General features: G+C 40.9%; 14 protein-coding genes. 12 read left to right on the forward strand and 2 right to left on the reverse strand.

Features of this window, described 5'->3' with window-relative positions; all coding sequences use genetic code 11:
• The first annotated feature begins 10 nt into the window (after nt 1-10).
• From AC4EHK_RS04235 to AC4EHK_RS04260, 6 genes are all read left to right on the forward strand, one after another.
• The gene (locus AC4EHK_RS04235; RefSeq protein ID WP_490977537.1) at nt 11-514 is read left to right on the forward strand and encodes a VanZ family protein; all 504 of its coding nucleotides are present in this window, start codon (nt 11-13) and stop codon (nt 512-514) included.
• A 158-nt stretch (nt 515-672) separates the two neighbouring features.
• Complete coding sequence (locus AC4EHK_RS04240) at nt 673-906, forward strand: hypothetical protein (protein WP_490977538.1); 234 nt, start codon at nt 673-675, stop codon at nt 904-906.
• Nucleotides 907-1,046: 140 nt separating this feature from the next.
• Complete coding sequence (locus AC4EHK_RS04245; RefSeq protein WP_490977539.1) at nt 1,047-2,165, forward strand: right-handed parallel beta-helix repeat-containing protein; 1,119 nt, start codon at nt 1,047-1,049, stop codon at nt 2,163-2,165.
• 243 nt (nt 2,166-2,408) lie between these two features.
• Nucleotides 2,409-3,374 carry a UDP-glucose 4-epimerase GalE gene (gene galE / locus AC4EHK_RS04250; RefSeq protein ID WP_490977540.1) on the forward strand — a complete coding sequence of 322 codons (966 nt, stop codon included), beginning with the start codon at nt 2,409-2,411 and terminating at the stop codon, nt 3,372-3,374.
• A 266-nt stretch (nt 3,375-3,640) separates the two neighbouring features.
• Nucleotides 3,641-4,606, forward strand: coding sequence for a glycosyltransferase family 2 protein (locus AC4EHK_RS04255; protein ID WP_490977541.1), 966 nt, complete (start codon nt 3,641-3,643; stop codon nt 4,604-4,606).
• A 39-nt stretch (nt 4,607-4,645) separates the two neighbouring features.
• The gene (locus AC4EHK_RS04260) at nt 4,646-6,109 is read left to right on the forward strand and encodes a lipopolysaccharide biosynthesis protein (protein ID WP_490977542.1); all 1,464 of its coding nucleotides are present in this window, start codon (nt 4,646-4,648) and stop codon (nt 6,107-6,109) included.
• Between the two features lie 35 nt (nt 6,110-6,144).
• Here AC4EHK_RS04260 and AC4EHK_RS04265 read toward each other — a convergent pair whose 3' ends face one another.
• On the reverse strand, nt 6,145-7,125 hold the full coding sequence (locus AC4EHK_RS04265; RefSeq protein WP_490977543.1) for a peptidoglycan bridge formation glycyltransferase FemA/FemB family protein: 981 nt from the start codon (nt 7,123-7,125) through the stop codon (nt 6,145-6,147).
• A gap of 90 nt (nt 7,126-7,215) precedes the next feature.
• Nucleotides 7,216-8,220: a GNAT family N-acetyltransferase gene (locus AC4EHK_RS04270; protein ID WP_490977544.1), complete on the reverse strand. Its 1,005-nt coding sequence runs from the start codon at nt 8,218-8,220 to the stop codon at nt 7,216-7,218.
• A gap of 315 nt (nt 8,221-8,535) precedes the next feature.
• Between AC4EHK_RS04270 and AC4EHK_RS04275 the strand changes: the two genes are divergently transcribed.
• From AC4EHK_RS04275 to rfbB, 6 genes are all read left to right on the forward strand, one after another.
• Nucleotides 8,536-9,657 carry a right-handed parallel beta-helix repeat-containing protein gene (locus tag AC4EHK_RS04275; RefSeq protein ID WP_490977545.1) on the forward strand — a complete coding sequence of 374 codons (1,122 nt, stop codon included), beginning with the start codon at nt 8,536-8,538 and terminating at the stop codon, nt 9,655-9,657.
• Nucleotides 9,658-9,834: 177 nt separating this feature from the next.
• Nucleotides 9,835-10,746, forward strand: a complete 912-nt coding sequence (locus tag AC4EHK_RS04280; RefSeq protein WP_490977546.1) for a glycosyltransferase family 2 protein — start codon at nt 9,835-9,837, stop codon at nt 10,744-10,746.
• 499 nt (nt 10,747-11,245) lie between these two features.
• The gene (locus AC4EHK_RS04285; protein WP_490977547.1) at nt 11,246-12,724 is read left to right on the forward strand and encodes a lipopolysaccharide biosynthesis protein; all 1,479 of its coding nucleotides are present in this window, start codon (nt 11,246-11,248) and stop codon (nt 12,722-12,724) included.
• A 26-nt stretch (nt 12,725-12,750) separates the two neighbouring features.
• A complete protein-coding gene (locus AC4EHK_RS04290) occupies nt 12,751-13,902 on the forward strand; it encodes a DegT/DnrJ/EryC1/StrS family aminotransferase (protein WP_490977548.1) in 1,152 nt (383 codons plus the stop codon).
• Nucleotides 13,903-13,919: 17 nt separating this feature from the next.
• The gene (gene rfbA, locus AC4EHK_RS04295; RefSeq protein ID WP_490977549.1) at nt 13,920-14,810 is read left to right on the forward strand and encodes a glucose-1-phosphate thymidylyltransferase RfbA; all 891 of its coding nucleotides are present in this window, start codon (nt 13,920-13,922) and stop codon (nt 14,808-14,810) included.
• A 12-nt stretch (nt 14,811-14,822) separates the two neighbouring features.
• Nucleotides 14,823-15,839, forward strand: a complete 1,017-nt coding sequence (rfbB, locus tag AC4EHK_RS04300) for a dTDP-glucose 4,6-dehydratase (RefSeq protein WP_490977550.1) — start codon at nt 14,823-14,825, stop codon at nt 15,837-15,839.
• Nucleotides 15,840-15,922: the final 83 nt, after the last annotated feature.

Consider the following 15,922-nt stretch of genomic DNA (forward strand, 5'->3'; position numbering starts at 1 on the left):
GATTTGTAAAATGACCGTATACAAAAGTATTTCATGGGGAGCAGCTATTGCTTGGATGGCTGTTATTTTTTATCTTTCCCATCAACCAGGCTCTGATTCAAGCAGCTTGAGTTCGGGTGTTGTAGCGGCACTATTAAATCTGATTGATCAAGTAGCGCCGACTCTTGAATTGAATGTAGAAAATTTTCATACCTTCGTTCGAAAAAATGCTCACTTTATGGCTTATTTTCTATTAAGTTTGTTAAGTTTGAACGCCTGGAGGAGCAGCGGTTTCCATGGTTTACGGCTGCTGCTTTTGGGCTTTGGGATGTGTGTGTTATTTGCTGTAACCGATGAAGTTCATCAATTGTTTATTGAAGGGCGCAGCGGTGAAGTTCGAGATGTTTTAATTGATAGTGCAGGCGCAAGTTTAGGAGTTGGGTTGTATGCTGCAGGTGATAAAATGCGGGAGCTGCGCAGGAAAAATACAGAAAAGACGATGAACAAGCGCAATAGTAATAAAAACAGGTTTTAATATGAATCTAAAGGCTTAAGGTTTTTCAATTTTCTGGTCAACTTGAAGCTGGTAAATAACCATCATATGGCGTAAAATAGCATAAATAAGAATACTGGAACTGTTAGGAGTAGAATGATAATGGCGATCGCAAGTGTGCATAAAAAGAGGTGTACTGTATGTGGTCATTAATTGCAGGTGGTTTTGTATTTTTTACGGCCGCTATTGTTTCTTTGGGTAAAGCAAGTTCAAAAAGAGAAGAAGCTGCCAGTGGCCATCGTGAAGAATTACTGGCGCGTGCTAAAGACCAGCCGGCAGATGAATCCACTCCTGAAACACCGCAAACCGAACCAATAGATGAGCCGGAACCACATAGTGAACGAAAAGCATCACATCCAACAGAGCAACTCTGATGGATGTGATGCTTTTTAGTTCATATTTCCCTATTAACGTATGATATTTGAATTTTCAGTTATCAAACTGTTATTTTTGGCCTGCATTCTGTATGATAGGAATTAGGCAAGAGCATTTCGTGCCATAGGAGGTGATCGGGATGAAAGGTAAAAATATTGGTACTGCGCTGTTGATACTTTTTGGGATTGCTGGATTTGGCTATTTCTTTTTAATGGTTGAAAAAATGACACAGGGAGACGATACGGAAAGCGCTGTTGAAAGTTATAGTGCTGATCTCGATGATGCTGAAGACAAAACTGAGGAAATTCAAGCAGCGATTGACGAAACGCCAGCTGGAGGAACTTTGGAAATACCGCCAGGCGTTTACAATCTTAGTAAAAATCCAGAACATAAAGCAACTACTGGATATGGAGATAGCTATTTTGCCTTGAAAATTTCAAAACCGATTACAATTTTGATGGAGGAAGTTGTATTCCAAACAGATACAGACGATGATTATGGCGTGTTTTGGGTCAATGAAACAGAAGATGTCCATCTGAAAGGTGGCGTATTGATGGGCGAACGATTGCCGGAGGGCGGGTACTTGACTTCCCATATTGCAATTCTGTTTTTGTATACAGACAATAGCTCCATTGAAGGAACCTATATGAAAAATTATTCGCAAGGTGTCCATCTTAATCATTCCGACTACAATCTTGTTCACAAAGTAACTTCGGAATTCAATTTTGGATCGGGCATTATTAATTTCGATTCTAGCCACAACGTCATTGATTCGTGTGTGGTGCGAAATTCTGGTGATGGTCATTTATCTCTGTATGGAGGTGGCGGAGATAACCATGTGGTTAATTGCATAGTTACTGAAGACCGCCCAGACGAGACTCACCAACAAGGAATCACAGTGGAAAGTGAAAAAGGCAGCTTAATCGAAAATAACACAGTTAGTGGATTTTATTATGGCATTGATGTAAAAAATGCGTCAGAATCGAATATTATCGAATCCAACATTGCGTTCAACAACGAATACAATATAGCCGTTCGAGGCGGCGATGGCGGTGAAAATTTGGAACTGCCAAGCTATGACACGCAAATTCTTAACAATATGGTCATCGATCCACGCGGTTCCTCTTCCTACGGGATTTACGTGGGAGCAGGGGATGGCCACGTTGTCATCGGCAACACCTTAAATAATGGCAATTTGATCATTCCGGAAGAAGACCTGGAAACATACGAAAGCCAAAATTATTTTGTACCCGAATAAAAAGGATAAATGCGTTTCTCCTGGAGCTTGCTCCAGGGAGACGTTTTTTTGTGGGAGGTGCGGAAAAGTGACTTTGAGGTGCGGACATTGGTTGTTAAGGTGCGGTTGTTGCGGACTGGGGTTCGCTTTCGGGCTTACGAGGTGCGGTTAGCCAGTTTAGCAAAATACCTGTAAGAACATTTAGCGCTAGTGCTATAATTGTCAGTAGTAGTACCTTTATCAGACAGAGGAGGACAACATGTTATGGCTATTTTAGTTTGCGGTGGTTCGGGATATATCGGCAGCCACACGGTAAAAGATTTAGTGGATACATACGAAGTTGTAGTACTGGATAATTTGACGACTGGTTTTGAGCATTTGATCGATAGTCGGGCACTATTTGTCCAAGGAGATTTAGGTGACGCGGCAGTACTGGATAAAATTTTTACCACACACAATATCGACGCAGTCTTCCATTTTGCGGCCAATAGTTTAGTGGGCGAATCAGTGGAACAGCCACTGAAGTATTATCGAAATAACGTGAGCGCCACTTTAATATTGCTTGAAAAAATGGTTGAGTATGGAGTTAAGCGTTTTATCTTTTCTTCAACAGCTGCAGCATACGGGATTCCAGACACTAAAGTGATTACAGAAGAAACAGCAACAACTCCAATCAATCCTTATGGCCGTTCAAAACTTATGGTTGAACAGGTACTGGCAGATATTGCGCATGCCTATGATTTCCAATATGTTGTGCTGCGCTATTTTAATGCGGCGGGAGCACACCAATCAGGAGAAATTGGTGAAAACCACGATCCTGAATCGCATTTGATTCCCATCGTTTTGCAGCATCTTCTTGGGCAACGCGAAAAGATTTCAGTATTCGGCAAGGATTACGATACAGCAGATGGTACTTGCGTGAGGGATTATATCCACGTTACGGATTTAGCGCGTGCACATATTCTGTCTTACGAAGGAATGGCCAGTGGTAGCATCGCCAACGAAACATACAACTTAGGCAATGGTGCAGGCTATTCGGTAAATGAAATCATTGAAGCTTGCGAACGGATATCTGGAAAGCAGGCAACGGTTGAATATGCACCAAGACGTGCAGGAGATCCGGCTACTTTAGTTGCATCATCTGAAAAAATCGAAAAAGCATTAGGCTGGAAACCTGTTTATGATTTAAATGCGATTATCTCCAGTGCTTGGGCATGGCATTCAAAATAGCAGCAAGTTGAAACCCCTTGAGCAAAAGAACTGCTCAAGGGGATTTTTTAATGAAATTTGGATAATTTTATAAAAATATATGATTTAATAATTATTATCTAAATAATACGAATTATCTATATTTTTGGTTTTATTTTGTGATAGAATGATGAAAAGATAGAGGGTGTGAGCATAAAGTAGTATTTTGAATGGATTTTATCCATTTTATTCCTTTTATAAAGCTGTGTTGGCAATGCTAATCCCCAAATTAAAAAGGAGTGAAAATTATGACAACCAAACCGATGGTTAGTATTGTCTGCACCAGTTACAATCACGGTGATTATCTTGCCGAAGCCATTGAGAGCTTCTTGATGCAGAAAACGAATTTCGATATTGAAATCTTGATTTATGACGATGCCTCGACCGATCATAGTCCCCGAGTGATCAAACAGTATGAAAACCAATTCCCCTCACTAATAAAGCCAATTTACCAAACTGAAAACCAGTATTCGAAAGGAATTCGAGTAGAATTGTTTAACCACAATCGAGCGACTGGAAAATACATAGCAGTTTGTGAAGGTGACGATTATTGGACCGATCCTTATAAACTGCAGAAACAAGTAGACTATATGGAGCAGCACCCAACATGCAGCATGACTGTCCATGCGGCAGACCGCGTTCTTTCGGATAAGAAAAAAATTCTTTCTACGGTAAGGCCAGAGCATGGCAATGCCATTTTTTCGGTCGAACGTGTCATAGAAGGTGGAGGGGATTTGATTGCAACCAATTCAATGGTTTATTCAAAAGAAAAAATCCGCACCTTGGCTCCTTTTTACTTGAATGCCACAGTAGGTGATTATCCGTTAGTCATTTTAGCCGCGCTTCATGGAACCGTAGATTATTTGGATGAGAATATGTCTGCTTACCGGGTTGGGGTCAAAGGGTCTTGGACTGAGCGTGAATTGGCAACTAGTATAAAACGGATTAATCATTATCATGACATGGAAAAGATGTTCGATGAGATTAACGAATATACCCATTTTGCACACAATGATGCCTTGAAAAAAGCAAAAAAAGGGTACCAGTTTTCACTTTTATTGGAGCAGCGAAAGTTTAAAGAAGCAAAGCACGGCGAATACCGAAAAATCTATTTAGAACTCAGCGCAAAAAAACGCATATTGATGGAAATGAAACGTTATTTCCCGAATTTGACGGAAAGCATTCGAAAAGCAAAATGGAGACTGCTGCAGTAACGGCCAAGTTGCGTGGCCTTGGGGATAGGAGGCCATTATATGGAACCACAACCATCATTGAAAAAAAAGACAATTGGCGGTCTGTTGTGGAGCTTTGGTGACTTAATCGGCAATCAAGGCATCCAGTTTCTCATCCAAATTGTGTTGGCGCGGATGCTGCTGCCGGAACATTTCGGTTTGATTGGCATGATTCTCGTCTTCATTGCATTGTCTAATTCACTGGTCGACAGTGGATTTACTCAGGCTTTGATTCGTGAACGCAATGCCAACCAAGTAGACTATTCAACCGTTTTCTATTTTAATCTGTTTATTTCTTTTCTTATTTATGGGGTTCTCTATGTCACTGCTCCAGCAGTTAGCCAGTTTTTTGATGAACCTCAGCTTGTGTCTCTTCTGCGAGTGCTGTCTATTGGAATTGTTATCAACGCATTTGCTGTGATCCCAAAAGCGATGTTTGCCAAAGAAGTAAATTTTAAAGCACAGGCTAAAATTAACTTAAGTGCAAGCATCTTGTCAGGAATTATTGCAATCGCTATGGCGATGACGGGATATGGCGTCTGGAGTCTCGTGTTCCGGCAATTGTCTATGAACACAATTCAGTCGCTGCTATTTTCTGTGTCAAAAAAATGGACTCCTTCCTTAGTGTTCAGCGTCGCCTCATTCAAGCGCCTGTTTGGCTTTGGTTGGAAGCTGCTTGTTTCGGGATTGATTGACACTTTCTATACCAATATTTATTTCCTGATCATCGGCAGGCAGTATTCTGCCGCGCAACTAGGGTATTATACAAATGCCTCTCGTTTTAGTGAAATTGTCTCACAGAATTTGGCGGCAACCATTCTGCGGGTTACTTACCCGGTGCTGAGCCACATTCAAGACGAACAGGAGCGTTTAAAGCAATCTTATAAAAATATTACGAAGTTGGCCGCTTTTCTTATTTTTCCTGTGATGGTCGGAATGGCGGCTGTAGGCGAACCGTTAGTGCTGCTGATTTTTGGTGAGAAGTGGCTACCGATGGTTCCGTACTTTCAATTGCTGTCGATAGCAGGGATGCTTTACCCGATTTTGGCCATTGATTTGAGCATTCTTCAAGTAAAAGGCCGATCTGATTTGTATCTTCGTTTAGAAGTCATTAACAAACTCTTACTGACAATTTTACTAGCGCTCGCCCTGTGGCTAGAACTGGGAGTCATTGGGTTGATTGCAGCTGCTATCTTGAATACTTATTTGGAGTTTTTCGTAAACAGTTATTTTTCTAAACGGGTAGTGGCATACCCAGCCTCTGAAAAACTACGGGACTTGGTGCCGATTTACTTGTTGTCTTTTTTGATGGGGGCTGTGGTTTGGGCGCTTGGCGAGGTTTTGAAAATGCCAGCTTCTTTCCAGTTGCTGCCGCAAATAGCAATTGGCATTGCTTTTTACATCACAACTTGTATGATTACAAAAATCACTGAGTTAAAAACGGTTTATGGACTGATTCTGCCTCGGCTTAAAAGATTCAAATAGAAGGAAAACGGCAAGCAGGGAGTTCTGCTCGCCGTTTAGCGGTACGCGGGGAAAAATTCTCCAGCTTCATCGGTTTTTGTGAGTTCCACCAGATGTTGATAAATTTCCTGGTTCCAAATTTTATAGCCGGTATAATACTCAAATTCCGTATTCTTTCCGAATTTTTTTTTGAATAAATAAAGCGAGTCATCGACTGCAGTAGTGACTCCACCTCCGGAATGGATCAATTCGATTCCTTGCTCTGTTGCCCACAACGTGATTGCATAGGTCATAACATAAACCGGATTCAGGTGGCTGTATTCAGCCAAGCTGCCTGATAAATGCGTATGGAGTGTGGGCCCAGAACGGAAATGAAGTTCAGCGGCAATGACTTGGGTCTTGTAAAGAGCTTCCACCAAAATCAAGTTCTCACCAAAATATTCCAAGCAATTGGAGAAGTATGTTTCGTCAAAGAAATACATAGCATCAGCACCAATTCGCTCCATTGTGTTTAAGTAGATAGCCACAAACTCATCCAAATTATTGGGATTGGTTGTTATTCGATAAGAAACACCATCCTTTAAGGCTTTACGAATCTTTTTTCGAGTGGAACTCGAGAATTCTTCTTGAATTGGATCTTCAAAGCCCTTTAAGGTCACTCCGGTGGTATATCGCCTAAAGTGAACGTCGTAACAAGCTGAGAAATCTTTTGCGTTGTCCCGGATTGGGTGGAAACGAACAAATTCGCTTACAATATTCTGTTCGACACAATAAGCTTGAAAAGCCTTTGAAAACTGAGCGACTAATTCTTCTTTATGCTCCTCGTTTGGAAGTTCTGTAATGAGAGGCCCGCCATATCCATATGGCGTTGTTAAGTCATAATATACTTTGCCTTGGTAGAGTTGGGGAATCTGTCTTTTTATGAATAAGTGGTGAATGCTTCCCAATGGACTTGTAAACTCGAAATCTCCGCAACTACCACCTTCAATTTCTTCATAAAGGCGGCAGTAGTTGTTTTCAAAATATAAGTCCTTCAAAAAAACCCTCCTCGTTATAGTTTTTGTTGTAGTAAAAAAAGAAGAAAGCGGCAATTGACTAGCTTTCTTCTTCCTGGTGAATGCCGGCAATTAACTCGATACTTTTTCCAGCATTTTGTGCCGGTAAGCAGGGAATATTTCAGCATTTTTATTTACTAAGTTTTTTTCGCATAAAGCTTCATAGATGGGCATATTCCATATTTTAAAACCGAAATAATGGACAAACTCTGTATGTTTGCCAAATTGCTTTTTAAATAAAAATAGGCTGTCACCAGGATCGCCTGTTCTGCCGCCGCCATCATGAATCAGTGACATGTGATTGTCTTTTCCCCAGACAGCAAGTGCGTATTGAAGAATGTAAGCGGGCGATAAATAATGGTATTCCTTCAAGGTTCCTGAGAGGTGAGTATGAATCAAATCACCGTAGAAAAAACTCAGCCCCATCCCAATAATTTTATCTTCATAGACAACTTCAGTCAGTAGAATATGATCTCCCAAAAGACGAAGGCAATCCGAAAAATAGTCATCGTCAAAATAATAAATATCAGCTGCTTTATTGCGGTCCATGGTTGCATAATAAATTTTCTTAAAGTCTTTTAAATCCTTAGGATTGACTGTAACGGAATAAGAAACACCTTCCTTTAAAGATTTACGAATATTTCTTCGGCAGGATTTTGAAAACTCACTTTGTATGGGGTCATCGAAGGATGAAAGGGTGGTTCCGGTTGTGTTTCGCCTATAAGAAACTTTGTAACAGGATTCGAAGTCCTTGGCATTTGCCAAAACCGGATGAAAACGAACGGATTCACTGACAATTCGGTTTCTCAGGCAATAAGCTTGAAAAGACTTTTGATAAAGTTCTATAAGTTTTTCTTTTTTTCCTTCAGCGACATTTGTGATTAAAGGTCCGCCATAGCCATAAGGTGTTACCAAGTCAAAATAGGGGGCATCTTCAAGTTGGATTGGAATTTCTTTTTTGATGAATTGGTGATAAACCGAGCCTAAGTCGTGAGTAAATTCAAAAACCTCACACTGGCCACCTTCAATTTTTTCATAAAGCTGTCCGTACTTTTTTTGGAAAAATATGTCCCTCAAATACAAAACCTCATTTCTTTAATAGTATAATGCTTACTTCTAAATATAACTAAATTTTCAATTAAATTATGTTCACTTAAAATTATAACGACTAAAAGAAAAAAATACTAGGGAAAATCAGCTTTTCTTGCAATAGAATCAATAATGAAATAGGCATTAGGATGTAATATTCATGTAAATGGGTAATATTATAAAATAAATAGTTATCTGAAAAGTGTGCATTTTTTGATATATTCACTTATACTAGAATTATTCTCGGCAATAGGTAAAATATTGATTTTTTAAATTGTGATTTGAATAAAGGAGCGGATGCTGATGATTCACAATAAAAATCGGTTGTACCTGTCGCTGTTAGGGGTTCTCGGTTTGACTATGGCTTTTTTCACAGCAGTAAGTTTGTATTTTAACGAAGAACAAACTGGGGAAAAATTGCAATTAGGAGAAGGGGGTGATGGAGTGGAAAATGATACCCAAGCGATACAATTAGCTATTGATGAAACGCCGATTGGTGAAACTTTACATATTCCAGCGGGGATTTATAAGTTAGAAAAAAATCCGGAACTGAAGGCGAGTACGGGTTATGGGGACAGTTACTTTGCGCTAAAAATATCTAAGCCCATTACAATCGAGATGGATGGAGCAATTTTTCAAACAAAAGCAGATGGCGAATACGGGGTTTTTTGGATTGCCAATACGGCAGATGTCCATTTAAACGGTGGATTTTTGATGGGGGACAAAATTCCAGAAAGTGGATCACTGGTATCCAACATCGCTATTCTCCTTCAAGACAGCCAGGAAAGTTCAGTAGAAAATGTCTACACTAAAAACTATTCACAGGGGATTCATCTTCATCATGCAAACGACAACTTGCTGCGGAATGTCACGAGTGAGTGGAATTTCGGTTCGGGCATCATTAATTTTGCTTCAGATTACAATACGATTGAATCTTGTGTAGTCCGAAATTCTGGAGATGGGCACCTTTCGTTGTTTGGGGGTGGCAGGCACAATTTGGTTACGGGTTGTGTAGTGCAGGAGGATCGGGAAGGTTTTACAGATCAGCAAGGAATTACGGTGGAAAGCGAAAGAGAAAGTGTTATTGAAAGGAATACCGTTAGTGGATTTTATTATGGGATTGATGTTAAAAACGACGCAAAATCCAACGTTATTAGGGGGAACTTGACCTATAACAATGAATTTAATATCGCTGTACGTCCAGGTGATGGAGGAAATAACTTGATGGGACCAAGCTATGATATCAGCATTATTAATAATTTAGCTATAAACCCACGCGATGGTTCTGATCGTGGCATCTACATCAATATAGGAGAAGGGCATATTGTTAAAGGCAATACCGTGCAAGAAAATCAGTTGATTTTGCGTGATGAAGGACTGAGAGTCATTTATCAAAGTGAGAACTTTTTCGTAGAAGATCCGTAACACTTATCGCCTAAAAAAATGTGTAAGTTTTCTTGGCTGAAAACTTTATCAAATTAAATATCTCCGTGTTTATGTGGAGAAACGATGTTTTGGCAATGAGCTTTGCACAATGCAGTTGAGGGTACCAATTAAAGTTGACGAAGAAAGAATACTTAACTGAAGAGGGGTCTGTAACCTATGGCAAACGAAATTATGGTGAGTGTGGAGTGTACCAGTTACAATCATGGAGATTTTATTGCTGAAGCCTTGGATAGCATGTTGATGCAGCGAACAAACTTTGCTTATGAAATCCTGATTCACGACGATGCTTCAACCGATAACACAGCTGAAATCATTAAACAGTATGAAGAAAAATATCCAGATATTATCAAGCCGATTTATCAAACTGAAAATCAATATTCACAAGGTGTACTAGTGGAAAAGTTTAATTTGGACCGTGCTCAAGGAAAGTATATGGCTATTTGTGAAGGGGACGATTATTGGACAGACCCTTACAAACTTCAGAAGCAAGTGGATTATATGGAGGCACATCCAGAATGCAGCATGTGTGTACATTCGGCCGTGAGAGTATCCGCAGTTACCAAGAAAACCATCTCTTCTATCCGGCCGAGCAATAAAAACAAAATTTACTCGGTGGAAGAAGTGATTGAAGGTGGAGGGGATTTGTTTGCGACCAACTCCATTTTGTACTCGTGTGAAAAAATTCCAGCGATGCCCGAGTTTTTTTTGAATTCGACAATCGGCGACTATCCATTGGTCATCTGGGGCGCGTTGTGTGGAGAGGTTCATTATATTGACCAAAACATGTCAGCGTATCGGGTGGATGTTAAAGGATCGTGGACAACGGTTCAAGTTTCTGACGTCGAAAAAAAACAAAAGCACTTGCAGGAAGTAGCGGAAATGCTCGATGAAATCAATGCCTTTACCGACTACAAATACGATCATGCTATTAATCGGACAAAAAGGCGAGATCGCTTTTATATTTTACTGAAGCAGTTGAAAATAAAAGAAACAATGAAAAGAGGTTACCGCCAGTTCTATGTACAGCCTGAGTTTTTCAAACGGGTTTTTAAGAAAATTACCATATGATCTTTCAGATCGAGGGAGAAAGCGATATCGTAGGCCGGCAGCAAAGGCTCTTCGAAATCGCTTTTTCATGTTGGAGTAAAGAGGACTCCAACTTAGTTTGTTTCATTCAAATAGCGATATATACCTATAGATGCTTGTGCAAAGAATTATTAATCGAATTCAAGAAAAACAGACAGTATCTAACAATTAAATGAGGAATCTTTCTCGGGTTTTATAAGGCAATTTATCCTTTTTGCTGTTTGAAAAAAAGATAGTGGAATAATTTGCATAATAAAAATAAAAAATAATCTAAATTATCTGTTATTTATGACTTGTAGTATGTTAGAATGATAATCAAGAAATATAAATAAGCACAAAGTAGTGTATCTGAAATGGAGGTTTAAATATTTTTATAAATTAAAGATGCATATACCTATTTTTAAAAATAAAACTACCAAGTAGTGAAATTTCTGAATTTTATTGTTGTGCTGAGAAATTTCCCATCGATAGGAGTCGGCAGATGAAACAGGAAAATTCATTGAAGAAAAAAACAATCAGCGGTCTGTTGTGGAGCTTTGGTGACATGATGGGAAATCAGGGCGTTCAGTTTATTATTCAGATCATTCTCGCGCGTTTACTTGTGCCGGAAGATTTCGGGATAATCGGAATGATTCTCGTCTTTGTGGCACTTTCGAACTCGCTTGTTGACAGTGGGTTTACACAGGCCTTAATACGTGATCAAAAAGCCAATCAAACTGATTATTCGACAGTATTCTATTTTAACTTAGCAATTTCCATTGTTATTTATAGTGTGCTGTTTTTGTCGGCGCCAGTGATCAGCCGATTTTTTGAAGAAGCTCAATTAATACCGATCATTCGTGTGTTGGCGGTGAGTGTCATCATAAATGCGTTCTCCATCATTCCAAGGGCCATGTTTACTAAAGAAGTAAACTTCAAAGTGCAAGCGAAAGTCAATATGGCCGCAAGCCTCTTGTCCGGAGGAATTGCCGTTGCGATGGCGGTAATTGGATTTGGTGTTTGGAGCTTGGTGGTCCGTATGTTGGCATTGAACCTGATACAGGCGATGCTTCTAATTTTTTATAGAAGATGGCTTCCTTCACCTGTTTTTAGTACGGATTCGTTCAAGCGATTATTCGGTTTTGGGTGGAAGCTGCTTGTTTCGGGGTTGATTGACACGGCCTATAACAATATTTACTACTTGATAATTGGCAAGCAATATTCCGCGAGCTCTTTGGGTTATTACACAAACGCTGCGAAATTCAGTGATGTAGCAACGCAAACATTAACAGCGACAATTCAGCGCGTAACCTATCCGGTATTAAGTGGCATCCAGGATCAGGAAGAAAGGCTGAAGCAGAGTTTCAAGAAAGTCATTCGACTCTCAGGATTTCTAATCTTTCCGATTATGGTTGGTTTAGCGGCTGTGGCAGAACCATTGATTTTTTTGATTTTTGGTGAGAAATGGATGACCATGGTCCCTTATTTTCAGTTGCTGTGCATCGCAGGCATGTTGTATCCGATACATGCATTAAATTTAAACATTCTTCAAGTAAAAGGGCGATCGGATTTGTTTCTTTATCTGGAAATCGTCAAGACCATCATTCCGACCATTTTAATATTTGCTGTTATCTGGATGGATGGGAGCATCATCGTTTTAGTAGCAACCATTGTTTTGGATTCATATGTTTCCCTTTTTATCAATATTTACTTTTCAGGACGGGAGATCTCTTACAGCGTTAAAGAACAAACTCGGGACCTGTTACCGATTTATGCAATTTCTATAGGGATGGGATTGGTGGTTTACGGTATCGGAAAGCTATTGCCATTCTCAGAACTTTTAACATTAATTCTGCAGATTGGCATTGGAGCTGCAAGTTATATCGCAATAAGCAGGCTGCTGAAAATTAAGGAGTTTGAAATCGTCTATGATTTGCTGGTACCGGTCATAAAAAAGATAAGACCCGCTAAGATGGGATAAAAAAGAACGATAGGGGAGGGAATCGAATGGCAAAAGCTTTTGAGCAACCGATTTATGTCACACGTCCTTTGCTGCCAGACATCAAGGAAGTCACAGAGCGCTTAAAGACGGTCTGGGACAGCAAGCAATTGACAAACTTTGGAAAGCAACACGACGAGTTGAGTTGTCAGCTTAAAGCGTACTTAGAGATAGATCATCTTTCCATGTTCTCTAACGGGACGCTGGCTTTGTTGTTGGGCTTAAAGGCGTTGGAGCTGACGGGAGAAGTGATTACCACTCCGTTTACATTTCCGGCGACTGTGCAGGCTTTAGACTGGAATAATCTGACACCTGTTTTTTGCGATATCGACCCGGTAAATTTTAATATCGATGCAAACAAAATTGAGAAATTGATCACCGAAAAAACCAGTGCTATTCTCGCTGTTCACGTATTTGGCAATCCTTGTGATGTTGAAAAAATACAAAAGATTGCGGATAAGCATGGATTAAAAGTGATTTATGATGGGGCCCATGCTTTTGGTTCCAAAATAAACGGTGTGCCAATCAGTCGTTTCGGAGATATGACGATGTTCAGTTTCCATGCAACAAAACTTTTTAACACGATTGAAGGAGGAGCCCTGACTTACAGTGATTCCGCGCTCGACAAAAAGTTGGACTTGTTGAGGAACTTCGGAATTGCGGATGCAGAAACAGTAGCGCTGTCCGGGTTGAATGCCAAAATGAACGAAGTCCAAGCAGGTGTGGGCTTGGAAGTCCTGAAAGTGGTCGGCGAGGAACGCCGCAAACGCCATGCAGTTAAAAAAGCATACCAAGAGAACTTGGCAGACATTGAGGGCATCCGCGTGTTAACGACACTTGAAGACCAAGCCAGCAGCTACCAGTACTTTGTTGTTGAAATCGATGAAGCGCTCTTTGGTCAGTCGAGAGACGCTGTTCACAAAGAACTTCAAAGGCACAATGTATTTGCAAGAAAGTATTTTTATCCTTTATGCAGTGATTTTGAGTGGTACAGCGAGCTGCCATCTGCACGTCCGGAACGTTTGCCAAATGCGCAGCAGGCAGTAAAGCAGGTTTTGGCTATGCCTTATTATGGTGATTTGCCGATCAGCACAGTCGCGGAAATCTGTGGAATCATTCGGGAGCTCCATATAACGCAAAAAAGCCTATCTCAACTATAAGAAATGAGGGATTGACAATGAAAGGAATTATTTTAGCGGGCGGAACGGGCACGCGCCTTTACCCGTTGACCAAATCGATTTCAAAACAAATGTTGCCTGTATACGATAAGCCGATGATTTATTATCCATTGTCTGTTTTAATGCTCGCAGGCATTAAAGAAATTCTCATCATTTCAACACCCAGAGATATTTCTGGATTCTTGAGCTTGCTCGGCAATGGCCAAAAGCTTGGCATCAAACTGGAATACGCGATCCAGGAAGAGCCAAACGGACTGGCAGAAGCGTTTACGATTGGCGAAAGCTTTATTGGAGACTCACCGGTCGCATTGGTGCTTGGTGACAATGTTTTTTACGGCTCAGATTTTGGGAACCGGCTGAAGGAATCAGCTGAGCTGACAAAAGGCAGCATCATTTTCGGGTGTCATGTGGCAGATCCGAGAGCGTACGGGGTTGTGGAAGTGGACGATGAATTGAATGTCATTTCCATAGAAGAAAAACCAGAGAATCCCAAGTCTTCTTATGCTATCCCGGGCCTGTATTTCTTTGATAACAGGGTTGTTGAAATTGCGAAAGGGGTGTCCCCTTCGGCACGCGGGGAAAAAGAAATCACTTCTGTTGTTGATGAGTACATGAAGCGGGGCGAGTTGCAGGTCAACATTATGGGCCGTGGGCTTGCTTGGCTGGATACCGGAACGCATGAAGCTTTATTGGAGGCATCTAATTTCGTGGAAGCCATCCAGAAACGGCAAGGATTGTATGTCGCTTGCCTCGAAGAAATTGCTTACCGAAGAGGCTATATTAATCAAACGCAGTTGATTGAACTAGCCCAACCTTTGAAAAAAACGGACTATGGTCAATATTTGCTGGACATTGCGTCTGAAAAACTTTTACTACCCAACAACTCATAAAGGGGCGTCTCTATGGAAAACTTACTTGTAACTGGTGGAGCGGGTTTTATTGGAGGCAATTTTGTTCAGTACATGGCAGCAAAGTACCCACAGTATCATATTTACAACTTGGATCTGCTGACTTATGCAGGGGATCTGACAAAACATCAAGAAATTGAAAATGATGCGAACTACAGCTTTGTCCAGATTGACATCGCCGATCGCCAAGCGGTCAATGAGCTATTTGAGCAGGTTGATTTCTCGTACATCGTCCACTTTGCGGCAGAAAGCCATGTAGACCGATCAATCACAGATCCGGAGGTTTTCGTCCGGACGAATGTACTGGGGACACAAGTGTTATTGGACGCTGCGAAGCGCTCGACTATCAAAAAGTTTGTTCATGTCTCGACTGACGAAGTATACGGCGAACTGGATTTTGATCCAGCCACTTTCTTTACAGAAGAGACACCGTTGCAGCCCAACAGTCCGTATAGCGCCAGTAAAGCATCCTCGGATCTTTTGGTGAAAGCTTATTACGAAACATATGGCCTGCCAGTCAATATCACTCGCTGCTCCAATAACTACGGACCCTACCATTTTCCGGAAAAGTTAATTCCGCTGACGATTTCGAGAGTTTTAAATGGTCGAAAGGTTCCGGTTTACGGTGATGGCAAAAACATTCGTGACTGGCTGCATGTTCAGGACCATTGCTCAGCAATCGATTTGGTCATGCACAAGGGCGAACTTGGTGAAGTATTCAATATTGGCGGCCACAATGAACGGACCAATCTTGAGGTGGTGCAAACCATCATTCAAGCGTTAGGCAAGTCGGAAGAGCTAATCGATTTTGTCGAAGACCGCTTGGGCCATGACAAGCGCTATGCTATCGATCCGACAAAAATTGAGCGATTGGGCTGGCGGCCAGTATATGATTTCGAATCAGGCATTGCGCAGACCGTCGATTGGTTTCTTGAAAACAAGGAATGGTGGGAGCGAATCATCAGTGGCGAATACCAGCAGTATTTCGACAAGCAGTACGTGCGCAAATAAAGAGACACACTTTACTTGGCCTATCGGGTAAACTCGGTGTTGGATTGACTCAGTTGTAAAAAAAGATTAATTTTATAGTTTGT

The organism is Planococcus sp. TJ-307 (assembly GCF_058268435.1).

Excerpts from the sequence above, each read along its gene's own strand:
- AC4EHK_RS04235 (WP_490977537.1), top strand. The coding sequence starts at position 11 with ATGACCGTATACAAAAGTATTTCATGGGGAGCAGCTATTGCTTGGATG.
- AC4EHK_RS04240 (WP_490977538.1), top strand. The coding sequence starts at position 673 with ATGTGGTCATTAATTGCAGGTGGTTTTGTATTTTTTACGGCCGCTATT.
- AC4EHK_RS04245 (WP_490977539.1), top strand. The coding sequence starts at position 1,047 with ATGAAAGGTAAAAATATTGGTACTGCGCTGTTGATACTTTTTGGGATT.
- galE (WP_490977540.1), top strand. The coding sequence starts at position 2,409 with ATGGCTATTTTAGTTTGCGGTGGTTCGGGATATATCGGCAGCCACACG.
- AC4EHK_RS04255 (WP_490977541.1), top strand. The coding sequence starts at position 3,641 with ATGACAACCAAACCGATGGTTAGTATTGTCTGCACCAGTTACAATCAC.
- AC4EHK_RS04260 (WP_490977542.1), top strand. The coding sequence starts at position 4,646 with ATGGAACCACAACCATCATTGAAAAAAAAGACAATTGGCGGTCTGTTG.
- AC4EHK_RS04275 (WP_490977545.1), top strand. The coding sequence starts at position 8,536 with ATGATTCACAATAAAAATCGGTTGTACCTGTCGCTGTTAGGGGTTCTC.
- AC4EHK_RS04280 (WP_490977546.1), top strand. The coding sequence starts at position 9,835 with ATGGCAAACGAAATTATGGTGAGTGTGGAGTGTACCAGTTACAATCAT.
- AC4EHK_RS04285 (WP_490977547.1), top strand. The coding sequence starts at position 11,246 with ATGAAACAGGAAAATTCATTGAAGAAAAAAACAATCAGCGGTCTGTTG.
- AC4EHK_RS04290 (WP_490977548.1), top strand. The coding sequence starts at position 12,751 with ATGGCAAAAGCTTTTGAGCAACCGATTTATGTCACACGTCCTTTGCTG.
- rfbA (WP_490977549.1), top strand. The coding sequence starts at position 13,920 with ATGAAAGGAATTATTTTAGCGGGCGGAACGGGCACGCGCCTTTACCCG.
- rfbB (WP_490977550.1), top strand. The coding sequence starts at position 14,823 with ATGGAAAACTTACTTGTAACTGGTGGAGCGGGTTTTATTGGAGGCAAT.